Source organism: Stutzerimonas urumqiensis (assembly GCF_003640395.1).
Classification (GTDB): domain Bacteria; phylum Pseudomonadota; class Gammaproteobacteria; order Pseudomonadales; family Pseudomonadaceae; genus Stutzerimonas; species Stutzerimonas urumqiensis.
Genome location: NZ_RBZQ01000006.1, coordinates 113,323 through 131,855, shown reverse-complemented (window position 1 = coordinate 131,855; position 18,533 = coordinate 113,323). Strand labels below are relative to the sequence as shown.

19 protein-coding genes and 1 tRNA gene are annotated in these 18,533 nt (G+C 66.5%); 4 read left to right on the top strand and 16 right to left on the bottom strand.

What is annotated here, in order from left to right:
* Positions 1–17: 17 nt before the first annotated feature.
* Entirely contained in the window at positions 18–3,695 is a 3,678-nt protein-coding gene (locus D7325_RS13270; protein ID WP_120996350.1) for a PAS domain S-box protein, read from the top strand.
* A 49-nt stretch (positions 3,696–3,744) separates the two neighbouring features.
* On the opposite strand, the gene D7325_RS13265 is transcribed toward D7325_RS13270, so the two are convergent.
* The 5 genes from D7325_RS13265 to D7325_RS13245 form a co-directional block, all read right to left on the bottom strand.
* On the bottom strand, positions 3,745–4,203 hold the full coding sequence (locus tag D7325_RS13265; protein ID WP_421681832.1) for an Hsp20 family protein: 459 nt from the start codon (positions 4,201–4,203) through the stop codon (positions 3,745–3,747).
* A gap of 142 nt (positions 4,204–4,345) precedes the next feature.
* Positions 4,346–5,896, bottom strand: coding sequence for a class I adenylate-forming enzyme family protein (locus D7325_RS13260; protein WP_120996346.1), 1,551 nt, complete (start codon positions 5,894–5,896; stop codon positions 4,346–4,348).
* Between the two features lie 181 nt (positions 5,897–6,077).
* Entirely contained in the window at positions 6,078–7,055 is a 978-nt protein-coding gene (locus D7325_RS13255; protein ID WP_120996343.1) for a tRNA dihydrouridine synthase, read from the bottom strand.
* Positions 7,056–7,134: 79 nt separating this feature from the next.
* On the bottom strand, positions 7,135–7,446 hold the full coding sequence (locus D7325_RS13250; protein WP_120996341.1) for a hypothetical protein: 312 nt from the start codon (positions 7,444–7,446) through the stop codon (positions 7,135–7,137).
* A 30-nt stretch (positions 7,447–7,476) separates the two neighbouring features.
* Complete coding sequence (locus D7325_RS13245; RefSeq protein ID WP_162988051.1) at positions 7,477–7,749, bottom strand: hypothetical protein; 273 nt, start codon at positions 7,747–7,749, stop codon at positions 7,477–7,479.
* A 125-nt stretch (positions 7,750–7,874) separates the two neighbouring features.
* On the opposite strand from D7325_RS13245, the gene D7325_RS13240 reads away from it, so the two are divergent.
* Both D7325_RS13240 and D7325_RS13235 read left to right on the top strand, forming a co-directional pair.
* Entirely contained in the window at positions 7,875–8,111 is a 237-nt protein-coding gene (locus D7325_RS13240) for a hypothetical protein (RefSeq protein ID WP_120996337.1), read from the top strand.
* Between the two features lie 68 nt (positions 8,112–8,179).
* Positions 8,180–8,256, top strand: a tRNA-Met gene (locus tag D7325_RS13235).
* 118 nt (positions 8,257–8,374) lie between these two features.
* Here the strand turns inward: D7325_RS13235 and D7325_RS13230 are convergent.
* Genes D7325_RS13230 through selD form a run of 3 tightly spaced genes read right to left on the bottom strand, consistent with a single transcriptional unit; the run spans position 8,375 to position 10,816 of the window.
* On the bottom strand, positions 8,375–8,653 hold the full coding sequence (locus D7325_RS13230) for a hypothetical protein (RefSeq protein WP_120996335.1): 279 nt from the start codon (positions 8,651–8,653) through the stop codon (positions 8,375–8,377).
* 25 nt (positions 8,654–8,678) lie between these two features.
* Positions 8,679–9,782, bottom strand: a complete 1,104-nt coding sequence (gene mnmH, locus D7325_RS13225) for a tRNA 2-selenouridine(34) synthase MnmH (protein ID WP_120996333.1) — start codon at positions 9,780–9,782, stop codon at positions 8,679–8,681.
* Positions 9,782–10,816, bottom strand: coding sequence for a selenide, water dikinase SelD (gene selD, locus D7325_RS13220; RefSeq protein WP_120996331.1), 1,035 nt, complete (start codon positions 10,814–10,816; stop codon positions 9,782–9,784). Before selD ends, mnmH begins: the two co-directional genes overlap by 1 nt.
* A gap of 124 nt (positions 10,817–10,940) precedes the next feature.
* Here selD and D7325_RS13215 point away from each other — a divergent pair, with 124 nt between their 5' ends.
* On the top strand, positions 10,941–11,936 hold the full coding sequence (locus D7325_RS13215) for a patatin-like phospholipase family protein (protein WP_120996329.1): 996 nt from the start codon (positions 10,941–10,943) through the stop codon (positions 11,934–11,936).
* Between the two features lie 5 nt (positions 11,937–11,941).
* Here the strand turns inward: D7325_RS13215 and D7325_RS13210 are convergent, their stop codons facing one another.
* From D7325_RS13210 to D7325_RS13175, 8 genes are all read right to left on the bottom strand, one after another.
* Entirely contained in the window at positions 11,942–13,030 is a 1,089-nt protein-coding gene (locus D7325_RS13210; protein WP_120996327.1) for an AI-2E family transporter, read from the bottom strand.
* A 114-nt stretch (positions 13,031–13,144) separates the two neighbouring features.
* The gene (locus D7325_RS13205; protein ID WP_120996325.1) at positions 13,145–13,933 is read right to left on the bottom strand and encodes a DUF4892 domain-containing protein; all 789 of its coding nucleotides are present in this window, start codon (positions 13,931–13,933) and stop codon (positions 13,145–13,147) included.
* Between the two features lie 170 nt (positions 13,934–14,103).
* On the bottom strand, positions 14,104–14,997 hold the full coding sequence (locus tag D7325_RS13200) for an alpha/beta hydrolase (RefSeq protein ID WP_120996324.1): 894 nt from the start codon (positions 14,995–14,997) through the stop codon (positions 14,104–14,106).
* Positions 14,994–15,806 carry an alpha/beta fold hydrolase gene (locus tag D7325_RS13195; protein ID WP_120996323.1) on the bottom strand — a complete coding sequence of 271 codons (813 nt, stop codon included), beginning with the start codon at positions 15,804–15,806 and terminating at the stop codon, positions 14,994–14,996. The genes D7325_RS13200 and D7325_RS13195 overlap by 4 nt, the downstream gene beginning before the upstream one ends.
* Positions 15,807–15,918: 112 nt before the next feature.
* Complete coding sequence (locus D7325_RS13190) at positions 15,919–16,368, bottom strand: hotdog fold thioesterase (RefSeq protein WP_120996321.1); 450 nt, start codon at positions 16,366–16,368, stop codon at positions 15,919–15,921.
* 18 nt (positions 16,369–16,386) lie between these two features.
* Positions 16,387–16,848, bottom strand: a complete 462-nt coding sequence (sixA, locus tag D7325_RS13185; protein ID WP_120996319.1) for a phosphohistidine phosphatase SixA — start codon at positions 16,846–16,848, stop codon at positions 16,387–16,389.
* Positions 16,845–17,183, bottom strand: coding sequence for a DUF4389 domain-containing protein (locus D7325_RS13180; protein ID WP_120996318.1), 339 nt, complete (start codon positions 17,181–17,183; stop codon positions 16,845–16,847). Before D7325_RS13180 ends, sixA begins: the two co-directional genes overlap by 4 nt.
* Entirely contained in the window at positions 17,180–18,232 is a 1,053-nt protein-coding gene (locus tag D7325_RS13175; protein WP_120996317.1) for an NAD(P)H-dependent glycerol-3-phosphate dehydrogenase, read from the bottom strand. The genes D7325_RS13180 and D7325_RS13175 overlap by 4 nt, the downstream gene beginning before the upstream one ends.
* Positions 18,233–18,533 lie beyond the last annotated feature (301 nt).

Sequence of the window (18,533 nt, the reverse complement as noted above, 5' to 3'; positions counted from 1 at the left end):
CAGGAAACGACCCGCCAATGAGCATCGATGGGCGCACCATGCCAGAGACCGCAGCAGTACCCTTTCCCTCGATCCACCCTGCGCCGAGCCCGCCCGATGCCACCTGGCACGAGGCCTCGCGACTGCTTGCCGGCCTCGAGGGCAGCGGCCTGGCCGTCTGGTCGTGGACGCTGCACAGCGGTCGCTTCGAGTTGTCGGCAAGTGGATCCCGACTGCTCGGCCTGGCCTCGCCCCTCACCGAGTCGCTGGATTACCTCGAACAGGTCACCCCGCAAGACCGCCCTGCCACCCGCGCTTTTTTCGAAGCGGTCCTCGCGGGGTTCGATTCGCTGTACAGCTATCGCCACCGCGTCGGTGCCGATGGCCGCCGCTGGGTCGAACTGACCGGCCACCGCGATGCAGGCCCTGACGGCGAGCCGATGCTGATCGGCGTGATGCGCGACGTGACCGACCAGCATGAGCAGTCGCTGCGTCTCATCAGCTCGGAGCGACGCTTCTCCAGCCTGTTCCAGCAAAGCCCGAACGCCGTGTTGCTGGTGCGCTACAGCGATGGCTGCATCACCGACGCCAACCAGCACTTCGCCCGCGTCTTCGGCTGGCCGGAGCACGAAGTGACCGGCAAGACCACCGCCGAAATCAAACTCTGGCAGGACCCGGCCCAGCGCGCGCATGTACGCGCACGCGCCCAGGCCGGCCGCGCCATCGGCACGCAGGTCGTGCATCTGCGGCGCCGCGACGGATCACCGATCGAGGGCCTGTTGAGCTACCAGTACCTCGACCTGGAGGGCACCGGGCATGTGCTCTGCACCTTCGTCGATGTACGGGAACGCCGGCAGGCCGAAGCGGCCCTGCGCCGAAGCGAGGAGAAGTTCGGCCGCGCCTTTCGCTGCACGCCCGATGCGCTCGTCATCAGCGACCGGCAGAGCGGGCGGCTCATCGAGGTCAATCCCAGCTTCGAGCGCCAGTTCGGCTGGAGCAAGGAAGACGCAATCGGCCGCACCTCGCTGGAGCTTGGCCTGCTGACCGCATCCGATCGCACGCGCCTGCTGACCGCCCTGGCCGACAACGGCAACGTCAGCGACCTGGAGGTCGAGATCCGCGACAAGGCCGGCGCCGTTACCCATCACCTGTTGTACGGCGGCGAAGTCGAGCTCGACGGACAGGCCTGCCTGATCATCACCGCACGCGATATCACCGCTCAGCGCGCCCAAGCCAAGGCGCTGGAGGAAAGCGAAGAGCGCCTGCGGCTGGCGCTGGACTCGGTCGAGCTGGGCACCTGGGACTGGCACATCCCCAGCGACATGCTCTATGCCTCCGCCCGCTCCTCGCACCTGCAAGGCATCCTGGTGGGGCCCTACCACGGCTCGTTCCGCGAATTCTTCGCCCATGTCCCGGCGGATGATCGGCGGCTGATGCGCATCGCCTTCCGCGACGTGGTCAGCGGCCAGCGCAAGGACTACCAGGTGGTCTACCGATCGCTGCAGCGCGACGGCACCGTCCGCCATCTGGAAAGCACCGCCCGGCTGTACCGCGACGAGGCCGGTGCGCCGCTGCGCATGGCCGGCATCATCATGGACATCACCGACCGCGTGCAGCGCGAACAGCGTCTGGCCGCGTCCGAGGCGAAGTTCTCCACGCTGTTCCAGGGCAGCCCCGACCCGATCTGCGTCTCGCGCATCCGCGACGGCGCCTTCATTGAGGTCAATCCCAGCTTTTGCCAGACCTTCGGCTGGTCGGCCGAAGAACTGGTCGGCCGCACCACGCCGGACATCGGCTTCTGGCTCGACGAAAACCGACGCGTCGCGCTGTACCACGAACTGGTGCGCAACCAGGCACTGACCAACGCCGAGGCCGACTACCGAACCCGCGACGGACGCGTCATCACCTGCGTGGTTTCCAGCCGCTTCATCCATGTCGGCGGCGACCTGTGCATCACCACTACCTTTCGCGACATCACCCAGCGCCAGCAGGCCGAGGCGGCCCTGCGCGCCAGCGAAACCAAGTTCGCCCGCGCCTTCCACTCCAGCCCCGATGCCATCACCATCACCGATTGCGAAACGAGCCTGTTCATCGACGTCAACGAGGGCTTCCACCGCCTCACCGGCTACCGCCCGGAAGAAGCCATCGGCCGGTCCGCCACCGAACTGGGCATCTGGGCCGATCCCGAGCAGCGCCAGCGGATTCTCGACGCAGTGGCCCGCGAAGGCCGGCTGGTGCACTGCGAGATGCTTGGCCAGGACCGCGACGGCCGGGTGAAGGACGTCGAGGTATCGGTCGAGCCGATCGAGCTCAACGGGCGCGCCTGCCTGCTACTGACCGCTCGCGACATCAGCCAGTTGAAGGAGGCGCAGGCGCAGATCCAGCACCTCGCCTACCACGATCCGCTGACGAACCTGCCCAACCGGGCCTTGCTGATGGACCGGCTGACCCAGCAGATCGCCCTGCACAAGCGCCATCAGTTGCGCGGCGCCTTGCTCTTCCTCGATCTGGATCATTTCAAGCACATCAACGACTCGCTGGGCCATCCGGTCGGCGACGCGGTGCTGAAGATGGTCACCGCGCGGCTGGAAAGCAGCGTTCGCGAGGAGGACACCGTGGCGCGGCTGGGCGGCGATGAGTTCGTGGTGCTGCTGACCGGGCTTTCAGGCAAGCGCTCCGAGGTCACCCGGCAGGTTCGGCAGGTCGCGGAGAAACTGCGAGCGCTGCTCGCCGAACCCATGCTGCTCGAAGGCCATCGGCTGCAGGTCACGCCCAGTCTCGGTATTGCCCTGATACCGGATCACGGCGACACCCCGGCCGATCTGCTCAAGCGCGCCGACATCGCGCTGTACCGCGCCAAGGATGCAGGACGCAACGCGATCCAGCTGTTCCGCAGCACCATGCAGGACGCCGCCAGCGCGCGTCTGCGGCTGGAAAACGAGCTGCGTCTGGCGCTGCTGCGCAGTGAATTCGAACTGCACCTGCAACCCCAGGTCGACGGCCGCAGCGGCGCGATCGTCGGGGCCGAGGTGCTGCTGCGCTGGCAGCACCCGACGCTGGGCGCGCAATCGCCCGCGACCTTCATCCATATCCTCGAAGAAAGCGGATTGATCGTGGACGTCGGCAGCTGGGTTCTTGGCGAAGCGGGCCGCATCGGCGCCAGTCTTCTCGCCGAGGGAATGATCGAGCGGGATCATTTCGCGTTCTGCATCAACATCAGTCCGCGGCAGTTCCGGCAGAACGACTTCGTAGAGCGCGTCGAGACCCTGCTCGGCGAAAGCGGCCTGCCGACGCGCATGGCCAAGCTTGAGATCACCGAGGGGATCGTCATCCAGAACCTGGAGGACACCATCGGCAAGATGAACCGTCTCAAGCGGCTGGGTGTGAGCTTCGCGATGGATGATTTCGGGACGGGATATTCATCGCTGACCTACCTCAAGCGATTGCCGGTGGATCTGCTCAAGATCGACCAGTCCTTCGTGCGGGACGCTATCGCAGACGGCAACGACGCGGAAATCATCCGCGCCATCGTCAGCATGGCCGACAGCCTCGGGCTGGCAGTGATCGCCGAGGGCGTCGAGCAACAGGCCCAGCTCGAGCTGCTGTTGCAACGCGGCTGCCACCTCTACCAGGGTTACCTGTTCAGCAAGCCGCTGCCGTTGCCGGCGTTCCGTGAGTTGCTGGCGAGCCAGGGCGAGCAGCCTTCGAATCCATGAAAAAGGGGCGCCACCCGGGCGCCCCTCCTTTGCCGAGCACGCCAGCGCCTTACGAGGCCTGGTTGCCCTCCAGCGCCGGACGCTGGGCCTGGCCGATCGGAATGCGCTTGGGCTTGGCCTCTTCCGGGACCATGCGCACCAGCTCGATGTTGAGCAGGCCATTGGTCAGCGCTGCCCCGCGCACTTCGATGTGGTCGGCAAGCCGGAACGACAGCTTGAATGCCCGCTGGGCAATGCCCTGGTGCAGGTAGGTGACGTTCTCGGCGCTGTTTTCGCGCTTGCCGCCGCTGACGGTCAGCACACCGCGTTCGACTTGCAGTTCGAGGTCTTCTTCCTGGAAGCCCGCCGCGGCCACGACGATCCGGTACTGATCATCGCCGTGCTTCTCGACGTTGTAGGGCGGGTAGGAACTGCCGGTCTCGTTGCGCAAGGCCGACTCGAACAGGTCATTGAACCGGTCGAAACCGATCGACTGACGGAACAAGGGAGCCATGGAAAAACTGGTCATGATTGCGTTCTCCTGATTTCAGCGAGTGATTGCTTCGCGGGACCCGACTTCGGCATCCCGCATTGCCGAAAATGTGGACGCGCCTCGCCTTTTCAAGTCGCCCAAACCCTCCCACACGCCAAGCCGACGAACGGTCAGCCGATCAGGGCAGCTCGCCCTCACGCGCCAGGAATTCATCGCGCAGCTCGCGCTTGAGCACCTTGCCGATGGCGCTGCGCGGCAGCTCGCCACGCCATTCGAGCCGCGCCAGGCGCTGGGTCTTGCCGACCCGCGCATTGAACCAGCCCAGCAGCTGCTCGGCACTTTCGCGGCCATCTTCCCGCGCCACCACGAAGGCGACCGGCGATTCGCCCCAACTCCTCGATGGAATGCCCACGACGGTGACGTCGGCGACGGCCGGATGCTCCCGCAGGATGCCTTCCAGGTCGCTCGGATACAGGTTGAAGCCGCCCGAAATGATCATGTCCTTGCGACGATCCAGCAGCGTAAGAAAGCCATCGGCATCGAAACGACCGACATCTCCGGTGCGGATGAAGCGCTTGCCGGCCTCGTCGAACCATTCGGCTTCGGCTGTCTTGTCCGGCTTGTTCAGGTAGCCCTGCATCATCGCCGGCGAATGCCCGACCACTTCGCCGATCGACCCCGGCGGCAGCTCGCGACCGGCCTCGTCGATGAGCCGAATGTCGTGGCCGTCGGCCGGACGCCCGACGGTATGCAGCTTGTCCCGGAACAGGTGCGCCTCGAGGATGCAGGTACCGCCACCCTCGGTCATGCCATAGAACTCCACCAGGCCACCTGGCCAGCGCCGCAGCACGTCCGCCTTGAGTTCCGCATGGAAGGGTGCGCTGGTGCAGAACTTGTAGCGAAAGGCACTGAGGTCGAAGGCCTCGAACGCCGGGTGCGCCATGATCCGCTGGTACTGCACCGGCACCAGCATCGAGTGGGTGATGCGATGCCGCGCCGCCAGCTCCAGGTAATGCCCGGCATCGAACTTCTGCAGCAGCACCACGGTACCGCCCAGCGCCAGCGCCGGCAGGAACGCGACCAGCGTCGTGTTCGAATACAGGGGCGTCGAGATGAGCGCCCGTGCGTCGCAACCGTACGCGTACGCGGCACTGCGCCGGATGTGCGCCCAGCGCATCGCATGGGACTGGACGATGCCCTTCGGCGTCCCGGTCGTGCCGGACGAATAGATGATGTTGAACGCCGACTGCGGATCGACCTCGACCGGCCTTGGACTGCGCCCATCGCCCAGCCAATCGCCCAGCGCATCGAGCGCGACGTGCCGTGCCTGCTCGACTGCCGGCGCCTCGGCCAAGCGATCGCGGCCCACCGCGTCGACGAAAAGCAGCCGCGCCTGCGCATCCTCGAGCATGCCATGCAGGCTCTGCGCGCTCGCCGACGGTGCCAGCGGCGCGACCGCGACGCCCGCACGCAGCGCCCCCAGGAAGACCACCGCGTAATCGATCGAATTGAGACCGCAGAGCGCGATGGCCTCGCCCGGCTCCACGCCCTCTCGCTGAAGCGCGGCCGCGACCGCATCCATCTGGCGATCGAGCTCGGCGAAATCGAGCTGCCGCGCGTCCTGGATCAGCGCCGGCTGGTTCGGCGCAACGGCAGCCCAACCGGCAATGAGTTCGGCGAGGGTGCCGAAGGGGCGTTCGAGAAGTGTCTGCGGATGAATCGCGGTCATGCCTGGCTCGCCTGTCGGACCCGGAAGCCCCAACCTTCGGAGGGATTGCGCCGCGACGAAAGCGCTATTCATCGGCGCGATGGCAAGCGATAAGGCCCCAGGCTGCGTCTCTTCTCATCGAGCGCACGCGGAGCGGCGTGGCCCAAGCGAAGCGCTCGCCCGCATGGCGCCGCGCGAAGGCTCAGGCGCTCAAGGCTTCGAGCGGAACGTCCCAGGTGTGCAGCGCGAGCAAGGCATCGATGCGCTCGCACGCCTGCTCGCGGCGCAGGTGAACGAACAGTTCGGCCGCTTCCGGGTAATTGCGTGACAACATCCCCACCCACTGCTTGAGCCGCCCAGGCGCATAGCGCGGCGACATCTTGCGGCAGGCCTGCTGCCAGAATTCACGCACCAGGGGCATCACGGCCTCCCAGCTCATCGCGATGACCGGCTGGCCCGCCTTCGCCGCGGCAATCTGTCGGGCCAGATCGGGCCGCGAGACCAGGCCACGGCCCAGCATCACCTCGTCCGTCCCGCTGATTTCCCGACAGCGATGCCAGTCCTCGACCGACCACACCTCGCCATTGGCAAGCACCGGAACAGCAACGCTGTCGCGCACCCGCGCGACCCATTCCCAGTGGGCGGGCGGTTTGTAGCCCTCGACCTTGGTGCGCGCATGCACGACCAGCTGCTCGGCCCCGCCGTCTGCCAGGGCACGCGCGCAATCGAGCGCACCCTCCGGGCTGTCGTACCCGAGCCGCATCTTGGCGGTCACCGGCACCGCCGCCGGCACGGTACGCCTGACTTCGGACAGAATGCGCAACAGCAGCTCCGGCTCCTTCAGCAACACGGCACCGCCGCGGGAGCGATTCACGGTCTTGGCCGGGCAGCCGAAATTGAGGTCGATCACCGGCGCGCCGAGCGCGACCGCCTGCGCTGCGTTGTCGGCGAGGCATGACGGATCGGAACCGAGCAGCTGCACGCGCATCGGCACGCCCGCCGGGGTGACCGCACCCGACGCCAGCTCCGGTGCGAGCTTGTGGAACGCGCTGTCCGGGAGCAGCCGGTCGCTTACGCGGATGAACTCCGAGACGCACCAGTCGACGCCACCCAGCCGGGTCAGCAGGTCTCGCAGGATGTCATCGACTAGCCCTTCCATCGGGGCGAGAGCTATTTGCATGGTCCTGGCCCACCGCAAAAAGCGCGCATTCTAGGGGTCGATGCGTCACGCCGCGAGCCTGCCGTCGCCTCAGCGCGCCTCAGCGCGCCTCTTCGTTCGGCCCCGGATCGACGTCATCGGGCGCCTCCCCGATGCGCGGCGTGGGGCCGTTGTCGTACAGGCCATCGCCAATGCCGACGCCTTCGGTCGATGCCGTACCGTCGGTGGTATCGGTACCGCTGTCGACGCCGACATCGTCCACGTCGCGACCGATGGCGTCCCCCACGATCGACTTCTCCTTCACCTCGACACCGGCCATGCCGTCGCCAGGCAGGTCAGCGGCGATGGCCAGCCCGGCGGCCGAGGCCAGGGCGATCGACAGACACAGGCGCGGAAAGATGGATCTGTTCATGTTGCACTCCTCGATTCGTGGTACGGCAGCTCAATCGTCGTCCGGCTCATAGCGGCCACGGTGTTCCATGCTGCGCTCGTTGCCAGCATGGCGCGGCTCGTCGTCGAGCCGAGGCGCCTCGTTCAGGGCCGGAACGATCGGCGGGACGATTGGACCGGTGCCCGTGGATTCGCCAGGCGCCACCTCCGGCGCGTCAAGGCGATTGGGCTGGCCGGCGGTTTCTTGGGCATCGTCCGAGGCCGCCGCATGGATTGCGCCGCTCACTGCAAGGGCCAATGCTGCTGCGCACGGCATCCAGCGCATGGGTCGTCCCTCCGATTAAGCCGTCACACTCTTTTGGTCAGCCCACAGCGGCGAGAGTGCGGAAAATACGCGGGCCGGCCTGACCGAAGGTCGCCACTCGAACCGCTGGCAGCTGACGAGGTCCCATGATTAAGCCGCCGCAAGTGAGCGCGGGAGTGACGAGCGAGGGATTGGAGATGGCGACCTTATGGGTACTGGGTTTGATGGTGATCGGCTGGTTATGCGTTGCACTGGCGATGCTCTGGGGGTTGTTGCGCATCATGCGCCATCATCGCCCGGGCCTATCGCGCGACGTCACCGCCAGCAGCCGGGCGCAGCCATCGCAGCGATCCGAAGACAGCCTCGTATCGCTAAATGCCTGAACATCCAAACTTTTTTGCCTGCATTGGTTGACACCTCGGATTCGTTCTGTAGAATGCCGCCACACAGACGCGGGATGGAGCAGTCTGGTAGCTCGTCGGGCTCATAACCCGAAGGTCGTCGGTTCAAATCCGGCTCCCGCAACCAAATCGAAAAGCCCCGGTGCGAAAGCATCGGGGCTTTTTCATTGCGCTCAGAAAAAGCACGGCCAGCCGGAGGCATTGCCCCCGGCTGCTTGGTCCTATCACCGATGCCGGACGGCGAATCAGCGCCCGGCGCGGGATTCCTGGAGATAGAAGCGCGCCTTTTCTGCCTTGCGGACACAGCCGTGAAACGCCTCGAATTGCTGCTGCGTCTTGGCGCCGGCGAGCAGCGCCATCGCTTTCGAATAGCTGACAGTGCCCGCAAAGCCCTCCGCCTCGGCCAGACTCTGTTCCGCCCAGGCGGCTTCAAGCTCGGCGGCACAAGCGCCACGGTAGGCCGTTTTGCCTGCACAGCCGGTCAATGCCAGCACGACCGCGATCGTCATTACAGATGCCTTCATGGGGGCGTTCTCCCTTTCGTTCGCGTCAAAATTGAGCGTGCCGTTCCCGCAGGTAGTCGACTACCGCGCCCTGCGTGCCGGCGAACTCGATGCGCTCGGCCTTGCTGGCTCGCTGGTAGGCATACATCGGATCGTAGTAGTCGGCCAGCAGGCCCTCGATCCAGCCCCGATGCAGATCGACCGCGCCAGAGCGCGTCTGCTCCGCCAACGCCTGCTCGAGCAGCTCGGAGAGACCCTGATAGCGATCGCCACCGAGTCGCTTGCGGATATTGACCAGGCTTTCACGCAGTCGGTCGGCGAAGGCGACGAACCCCTCCTCTTCTCCGCGTTCGGCGACGAACTCGGCACCGAGATCGACGACGTAGTCGCGCAGGATCCGTTCGACCCGTCCTTCGAAGCTGTCCTCCAGCCAGACCAGCGGAAAGGCCTGCATGCCGTGATGCAGGGGCAACGGGATCGAGCAGCGGCCGATCAGCCGCGCCTCGTCCTCCATGACGAACGTACCCACCCCCCGCTCCCGCAGCTTCAGCAGGCGGATCGACAGCGCATTTTCGAAATCGATCTGGCTGGGCTGCGGCGTTGCCCGCTTGCCGAAGCTCGAACCGCGATGATTGGCCAGGCCCTCGAGGTCCAGGCTGTTGTCCAACTGCATCAGCACCTCGGTCTTGCCGGTGCCGGTCAATCCGCCGACCAGCACGAACGAAGCCTGCTGCACCGCTTGCTCCATCACCTCGATCAGGTATCCGCGCATCGCCTTGTAGCCACCCAGGACGCGCGGATAGGCGATGCCCGCCTCGTCCCGGAGCCACTGTTGCACCAACTGCGAGCGCAAGCCGCCGCGGAAGCAATAGAGGTAGCCGTCCGGGTGCGCCTGGGCGAAGGCTGCCCAGGCCTTGATCCGTTCCTCCTTGAGGCGACCGGATACCAGCTGATGACCAAGCGCCAATGCGGCCTGCTGGCCGTGCTGCTTGTAGCAGGTCCCGACCTTTTGCCGCTCCACATCGTTCATCAGCGGTCGGTTGACCGCGCCGGGGAAAGCGCCCTTGGCGAATTCGATGGGCGCGCGCGCATCCATCAACGGACGATCGTTGAGGAAGATGTCGCGAAAATCGGCGGTGTCGTCGCGCATCAACGGACCTCGACCGCATGCGGCCCAGCCGGCACGAGCCGGCCGATGGCCTCGGGCGTCAGGCCAAAGGACTCGGCCACCGTCAGGAAATCGGTCACGCCACCGGGCTCGACCGCCACCAGCAGGCCGCCACTGGTCTGCGGATCGCACAGCAGGGCCTTGTGCGCCTCGCTGAGCGGCGCGATGCGATGCCCGTAGCTCTCGTAGTTGCGCTGCGTACCGCCGGGCACGCAGCCCTGAGCGACGTACGCCTCGACACCCCGCAGGCGCGGCACGCGAGCGTACTCGATCTCGGCGGTCAGCCCGCTGCCGTCGGCCATCTCGACCAGATGGCCCAGCAGGCCGAAACCGGTCACATCGGTCATCGCCCGCACTGCCTCGAGACGACCGAATCGACTGCCCGGCCGATTCAAGGTGCACATCCAGTCACGCGCCAGGCCCACATCCTCGTCGCGCAGGAGGGCCTTCTTCTCAGCCGTGGTCAGGATGCCGATACCCAATGGCTTGGTCAGAAAGAGTTCGCAGCCGGCTGTGGCCGTGTCGTTGCGCTTCATGCGGGCCTTGTCGACCAGCCCGGTCACGGCGAGCCCGAAGATCGGCTCGGGCGCATCGATCGAATGGCCGCCTGCCAGCGGGATGCCGGCGGCGTCGCAGGCCGCACGCCCGCCAGCGACCACCTCGCGGGCGACTTCCGGTGGCAGCACGTTGACCGGCCAGCCGAGGATGGCGATCGCCATCAAGGGGTCGCCGCCCATGGCATAGATGTCGCTGATCGCGTTGGTCGCCGCGATGCGGCCGAAATCGAAGGGGTCATCGACGATCGGCATGAAGAAATCGGTCGTCGACACCACGCCGCGGGTGTCGTCGATGCCGTAGACCGCCGCATCGTCGCGCGAGGCGTTGCCGACCCACAGCCTGGGATCGAGGTTCTGTGCGCCGCTTCCGGCGAGGATGACGTCGAGGACCTTCGGCGAGATCTTGCAGCCGCAGCCCGCACCATGGCTGTACTGTGTCAGGCGGATCGCTTGGCTCATGGGGCCTCCGTCGAGCTCCGGAAAGGGCGCGGATTGTAGCAAAGCGTCCGGTCGGTGGCAGTGCGGCTTGCGGCGGCCCGCCCCAGCTGGGAAGCTTCCCCCGAACCGGATCAGGGAGGAAAGCATGGGCAAACGCGTGGCATTGGTTCTGGGCTCCGGCGGTGCGCGCGGGTATGCCCATGTCGGCGTCATCGAGGAGATCGAGGCGCGCGGCTACGAGATCGCCTGTATCGCCGGTTGCTCGATGGGCGCGGTGATCGGCGGCATCCAGGCGGCCGGCAAGCTCGGCGAGTACCGCCAGTGGATCGAAAGCCTCGATTACCTCGATGTCCTGCGGCTGCTCGACCTGAGCTTCAGTCTGGGCGCGATACGCGGTGACAAGGTATTCGGGCGCATCCGCGATATCGTCGGCGAAATCGCCATCGAGGATTTGCCGATCCCCTTCACCGCCGTCGCGACCGACCTCACCAACCATCAGGAAGTGTGGTTCCAGGAAGGCTGCCTGCACCAGGCGATGCGAGCCTCGGCGGCGATTCCGAGTCTGTTCACGCCCGTCGTGCAGGGTAACCGGATGCTGGTCGACGGCGGCCTGCTCAATCCGCTGCCGATCGTGCCCGTGGTATCGAGCCATTGCGACCTGATCATCGCCGTGAACCTCAACGCGACCAACCACCGACAATACCCCCTTCCGGTCATCGAACGACCCCCGGCCGCCAAGGGCAGGCTGGATCTGATGGTTGACTCGCTGAGCGCTCACCTGCCGTTCTGGCGCCGGGAGGCCGAGGTCGAAGCCGGACTGCTGGCCGACCAGGCCGCGCTGGGCCACGACCAGCCGCCGGCGGCACCGGAAGGTCCGCGGTCGGCGCCACGATCGGCCGAGGGCTCGCAGGTCATCGATGCGACCGGCCCTGCGTCGTTGCTGGAACTGGTCAACCAGAGCTTCGAAGCCATGCAAACGTCGCTGGCGCAATACAAGATCGCTGGCTACCCGCCGGACGTGCTGGTCAACGTGCCGCGCCGCGCCTGCCGCTTCTTCGAGTTCTACAAGGCGCAGGAGCTGATCCAGCTCGGACGGATCATCGCCTCCGACACGCTGGACCGCTACGAAGCCGAGCGTTGAGGCGCTCAGCGCACCTTTTCGTCGCCCGCGCCGGGTAGCGCCGGCTCGTCCGGCGGCACCGGGACTTCCTTGGCCACCCAGTCTCCGAGCAGGCTGTAGGCGACGGCCAGCAGTGTCGGACCGAGGAACAGGCCCATGAAGCCGAACGCGAAGATCCCGCCGAACACGCCGAGCAACACCACCACCAACGGCAGGTTGCCGCCTCGGCTGATCAGATAGGGCTTGAGCACGTTGTCCACGCCGCTGATGACGAAGACACCCCAGATGCCCATGAAAATCGCGTAACCGAAGTCGCCCTGCCATACCAGCCACGCCGTGGCCGGGACCCACACCAGCGGCGGCCCCATCGGAATCAGGCTGAGCACGAAGGTCAACAACCCCAGGATCAGCGCACCCGGGACGCCGGCGATGGAGAAGCCGATCAGGGCGAGCACGCCCTGCGCCGCGGCGGTACCGATCACGCCATTGACCACGCGCTGCACCGTGGCGGCCACCAGCGCGAGGTAATGGTCGGCACGCTCGTCGATCAGGCGATGCAGCAGGCTATGAACGAACGCCGCCAGCCGCGGGCCGTCGCGATAGAAGAAGAACACCAGCACCAGGCTTAGCGCCAGCTCGAGCATGCCGCCACCGATCCGGGCGCTGCGCACCAGCAACCAGTTGCCCACTTCCCCAAGATACGGCCGGATGCTGGCGAAAAAGGCTGTCCCCTGCTCGTCCAGGGTTTCCCAGGCGTTGACCAGGCGCGGACCGACCAGCGGCAGTTCGTTCAGCCAGACCGGCGCCGGCGGCAACCCTTCGACCTGCACGCCGCGCAGGAACACCGTGGCGCTACGCACATGATCGGCAACGTTGAGCCCCAGCCAGACCAGCGGGATGGCGACCAGCACCATCCAGCCGCAGGTCAGCACGCCCGCGGCGAGCGTTTCGTTGCCCTTGAAGGCGCACGTCAGCCAGCGCATCAGCGGCCAGCTGGCGAAGGACAGCACCGCCGCCCAGAACAGCGCCGAGGCGAACGGCGCGAGGACCCACAGGGAAGCGCCGAGCAGCGCCAGCAGCAGAATCTGCACGAGCAGACGGTCATTGTTGGGCATGGACAGGCCTGTTCCAGTCAAGCGAACCCGAACATCCGGTCGGTGCGGGCGAAGGGCGCGAGTGTGGCATCTCAGCCCGCCCCGCACCAACAGGGCGTCGGGGTTTTCGACCGCTCAGCGCAAGCGCCGCAGGTGCAGGCCCGGAGCGTCGCCAGCTTCGGTCTGCAGCCGTGCGGCCCGCACGCCTTCGGCCACCAGCGCGGCTTGCCAGATTTCCGCCTCCGGCCCGGAGAGCGCCACGCTGAGGGTGCGATCGAGCTGCAAGGTACGGGCAAGCAGCGCGCGCCAAGCCGGCGAAGGGGCCGCCAGCCCCGGAAGATGCAACACGCCGACGCTATGCAGCTGGCGCAACAAGGTGCCTGCGGTAGGTAGAAGCTCACCCAAGGACGCCGTGGGATGGAACGTCTCGACGTGCAGGTACGGCCGTCCGCTGCCGCGGGTAATGCCATAGAGCGCCACCAGCCGGTCTTCCGGCTCGGTCATGCGCGCCAGCAGGTAGGCCTGCTGGCTCTCCGGCCCGTAGAGGTAGGACCGACCGAAGACCTCGTTGGCCCAGAGACTGCTCGAGCCGCAATCGCGCCCCTCGCACCAGAACAACAGCTCCGCGCCCTCGTCCAGCAGGTGCTCGCGGGCGTTGGTGAACGCCTCCAGCCCGGTCTGGCGATCCGACAACCGATAGGTGACCGCCTCGAGCCGACCCAGGGCCTCGACCTTGGCGTCCATGCGCAGGCGACCGCTGATGCGCCGCAGCCCGTCCATCGGATAACGCCGCTCGACCGACTCCTGCACGACCTCACCGGTGGCGGTTGCGTCTTCAGGCATGGGGACGGCGGCCTGGGCCGTCGTGATCGATAGCCACAACGCACCGACGACCGACAACACCACCGCAGGCGCTCGACTCATGACATCGGCACCGGTCGTCCCGAGAAGCTCGGCGCAGAAAATCTAGGGTCTAGCCGGCGCCCTTCAGGGGCCCTGCGTGCCAGATGACCGCTCGGCGTCGCGGTGGTATTCGGGTCGATCATTGCGCCTCCTATCGTGTCCGGCCACGTTCCCCAGTTGCCGCCGCCTCGTCAAGCCGGCTTTGCGACCGAATCTTGCAGCGCACCGCGATCGGCCAGGAACGGCTGGGCAAGCTCGGCGACCGCGCGCGCACCCTGCTCGTCGTCCAGATGCAGATGATGACCACCCGGCAGCCGGCGGATGTCATAAGGAAGACCGGTGAGCATCGCCTGCCGCTCGGGCTGCACCATGAGCCCCTGCTCCGCCAGCACCAGAAGCGTCGGGCAGGCGACGCGGCGGGCGAACGCCAGCGCATGAGCCTGCGTCAGCCGCAGGGGCGATGGCAGGGTAAGCCGGGTATCGGTGCGCCAGGTGTAGCCACCCGGAACGGGCATCAGGCCGCGCTCGGCCAGCCGCTCCGCCGCTTCCCGACTGACCGCGCCGACGCCTTTCATGCGCGCCGCGACGGCCTGGTCCGGTGTCGCGTACACAGGCTTTCGCTTGCTCTGCACGCGCAACTGCGCTTCGAGCGCCGCACCGAGCTTCTCGGGCGCCTGCTCCGCCTCGCCGGTATAGGGCACGACCCCGTCGATCAGCACCATCCGCTCGATGCGCTCCGGCAACGCGCCGGCCAGCATGACCGAGACGATGGCCCCCATCGAATGCCCGAGCAGCGAGAAGCGCGACCAGCCGAACTGCTCGGCGGTCTGCAGCACGTCGTAGGCGTAGTCCCAAAGGGCGTAGTTCGCACCGACCGGGCGGTGACCGGAATGCCCGTGCCCTGGCAGGTCGAGCGCCAGAATGCGCAACCCATCCAGCCGGGGCGCCAGGCGGCTGAAGGTCGCCGCATTGTCCAGCCAGCCATGCAGGGCGATGACCGGCCGGCCGTCTTCCGGGCCATAGAGGTGCGCGGCCACTTCCACATGCGGCAGGTTCAGGCGAACCTCTTCGAAGCGTGCGGTCATGCGAAGGTCTCCTGCTTGCGCGTTTCGCCGAGCCAGCCAAGGGCGAGCGTCCTGATGGCCTCGGCCGTATCGCCGGGGTGCTCGAGCGGGAACATGTGGCTGCCTGGCAGGCTGAGCGCGCAGCCCTGTGGCATCAGCCGCGCCAGCCAGGTGTGATGAGGCTTGATCACATCGCTCTGCCGCCCACGGATCATGGCCAGCGGCACCTTCATCGTCAGCGGCCAGCCGGGCGTTCGGTGGGGGAAACTGCGGTAGATGCGCAGTTCGGTCTCTGGGTCGAAGCGCAATCGCACGCCGTCTTCGCACGGTTCGAGGCCGTGCTGCAGATAAGCCGACAGGCACGCCGGCGCGAAATCGCGGAACAGGCGCTTCTGCTCGAAATAGGCACGCGCCTCGGCGAGATCGTCGAACCGCTCGCGACGCCCCTGCGTGCGTGCCGCCGGGGTGAGCTGGTCGAAATAACCGAGCCGCTTGGCCAGCCAGACGACGCCCTGGTCGAGCCAGGTGGCGACCGGCGAGTCGAGCATGATCAACCCCTTGTACAGATCGGGTCGACGCAGCGCCGCGTGGTAATGAAGCACGCCACCCAGGGAGTGACCGACACCCAGCACCGGCCCGCTTTGCGCCTCCAGATGATGGATCAGCTCGTCGACCAGCGCCTGCCAGTTGTCTTCGACCGGAAAGCGCGGGTCATGGGCATGACGGTCGAGGCAGGCGACCTCGAACGTCGGCGCCAGGTGCTCGAAGAGCGGCGTATAGGTCCCGGAAGGGAAGCCATTGGCATGTGCGAAGAACAGGGAATGAGGCATCTGACGAAGGCCGCGACCACAAAGCGGTCATTCTCCGCAGCCCGAACCACCCGGGCAATTGCATAGACCCGGTGAATGACCGTCACAGCCGCCAAAGGCTGCGACAGGCCGGTCAGGCGCCGAGACGCGGCGCGCGGTCGCTCAGCGGGACGACCGCAACGGTCAGCCGCGAAATGCAGCTGGGCTTGCCGTCGTCGCCGCTCAGGCGAATGTCCCAGACATGGGTGCTGCGACCGAGATGCACCGGGCGGCAGACCGCCGTCACTCGCCCCGTGCGCAGCCCGCGCAGGTGGTTGGCATTGACCTCGAGCCCGACGCAATAGAAGGCACTGGTGTCGATACAGAGATAGCTCGCGCTCGATCCGAGCGTCTCGGCCAGCACCACCGATGCACCGCCATGCAACAGGCCATAGGGCTGATGCGTCCGCGAATCGACGGGCATGCTGGCGGTGATGGAGTCGTCGTCGAATGCTTCGAAGCGAATGCCCAGCACTTCGCCGATTCCGTTGCGCAGGTTGGCGTTGAGGTGTTCGAGATCGGGCTGTGTGTGCCAGATGGACATGCGTGATTTCCTTGTGAATCAGCCGTTGGGATGACGGAGCGAGACCAGCCGCATCAGGCCGGCGGCGATGCTGTCGCCTTCCAGCTCGGCCAGGCTGCCGGTGGCCATGGAGATGGCCTGGTCACGGTGACCATGTACCAGCCAACCCGCCAGGAGGCCGACGAACGGCTGGTGCGTGACAATGAGCAATTCACTTTCGGACCGGCGATCGAGGTACAGCATCGCTTCGCGCAGGTCCGACTCCGGCTTGACCCAGGGAACCGTTTCGACCGCTCCCGAGTAGCCGATCGTCTGGCGGACCACCTCGGCCGTCTGTTGGGCCCGGTTGAACGGGCTGGCGAGGATCGCCCCGAGCGTCGCCTCGAGCAGATGCGCCGCGCTACGCGCCGCCTCGGCCCGCCCGACCTCGGTGAGATTGCGTTCGGCGTCGCTGCGCGCACGCGGCTCCGCCTCACCATGCCGCAGGAGCCAGAGCTTCATGGCGCCTTGCCCTCCTCGCCGCCGGGTGTCGGCTGAACCACGTCCACCACCTCCAGGTCGGCTGGGCGCGGCTGCGGCCAATCGGACAGCGGCCAGGGCTTGCGATCGGTATTGAACGTGCCGTAGCGGCCGATCTGCGCCACGTACTGGCTGAGGCTGTCGCCGAACCCCTGCAAGCCCTCGTTCGGGCGACCATTCACCAACCGCAGGACCAATTGCAGAATCACCACGGCGAGCAGCACCAGCTCGGCGAGTTGCCAGGCGAAGAAAAACACCAGCGTCCATAGCACCCGCAGCAGCAAGGCCTCGTGATCGGCCTGTCCGTAAACTTTCATGAGCCCTCCTTAGTCAGCGGCGCCCGAAAGCTGAAGCCATCGGGCGAAAGAAAATCGACATCCGTCTTGGGTTCGGCCCGCATCAGCCTGTCGATCACCTGTTCGAGCGTACGCCCCTCGAACAGAATGGCATGCAGCCCTGCGACCAGCGGCATGTAGACCTGAACCTCCTCGGCCTTGCATTTCAGCACCTTGAGCGTATTGACGCCTTCGGCCACCTCGCCGAGGCGCGACACCGCCTGATCCAGCGACAACCCTTCCCCAAGCGCATGGCCGACCTGGAAATTGCGGCTCTTGGGCGAAGTGCAGGTCACGATCAGGTCGCCGACGCCGGCCAGCCCGAGAAAGGTCACCGGGTTGGCGCCCAGACGCACGGCAAAGCGCGTCATCTCCGCCAGCGCGCGGGTGATCAGCATGCTCTTGGTGTTCTCGCCCATGCCCATCGCCGCCGCCATGCCGGCGATGATCGCGTAGACGTTTTTCAGCGCCCCGCCCAGCTCGACCCCGAACCTGTCGGGGCTGGCATACACGCGGAAGGTACGCCCGTGCAGAACCGCCTGAACGCGCCGGCACAATGCCTCGTCTTCGCTCGCGATGACGCTCGCCGTCAAGGCATGCTCGGCCACCTCGCGCGCCAGGTTGGGTCCGGACAGCACCCCGATGCGGGCGGTAGGCGCGATGTCTTGAAGGATGTCGCTCATCAGCCGGAAGCCGTCGGCCTCGATACCCTTGGTCGTGCTCACCAACCATTTGCTGCCCAGCGTCGAGGCCACCGGCGCCAGCGCCTTGCGCAACGCACTGGAGGGCAAGGCGACGAACACCAGCTCGCACGCTTGGAGCGTGGCGTCCAGATCAGCGGTCGGCTCGACGCTCGGGTGCAACGCGATGCCCTTCAGGTAACGCGGGTTCTGTCGCTCGCGCCGCATGGTTTCGGCCTGCGCCGCGTCGCGCATCCATAGCCTCGCCGCATTGCCGTTCTCAGCAAGCAGGTTGGCGATGGCGGTACCGAAACTTCCGCCGCCGAGCACAGCAATGGGTTGTTGAGTCATGTGCGATCCGTGTTGGGCCAAGCGTTGGCGACGCCGGCATTATACGAAGGCGCACCGACAGCGGCGAACCCGCCGACCAGGCCGTCGTCGCATGCTGTTACAGAACGCTGGAAAACATGTGCGCGCCGCAAACGCCGGGCCAGGCGCAATCGGCGGATGGTCGCAGGCGATCAGGGCAAGGGCTCGCCAACGCACGCGCAAAGGAGTGTTAAAGTAGCGCGCCTTTTTTCCGGCCCGCCTCCGGCGGCGGAAACGCCAGGCTGTGACTTTCGACAGCGCGCCGCTGTCTATGACACGTTCA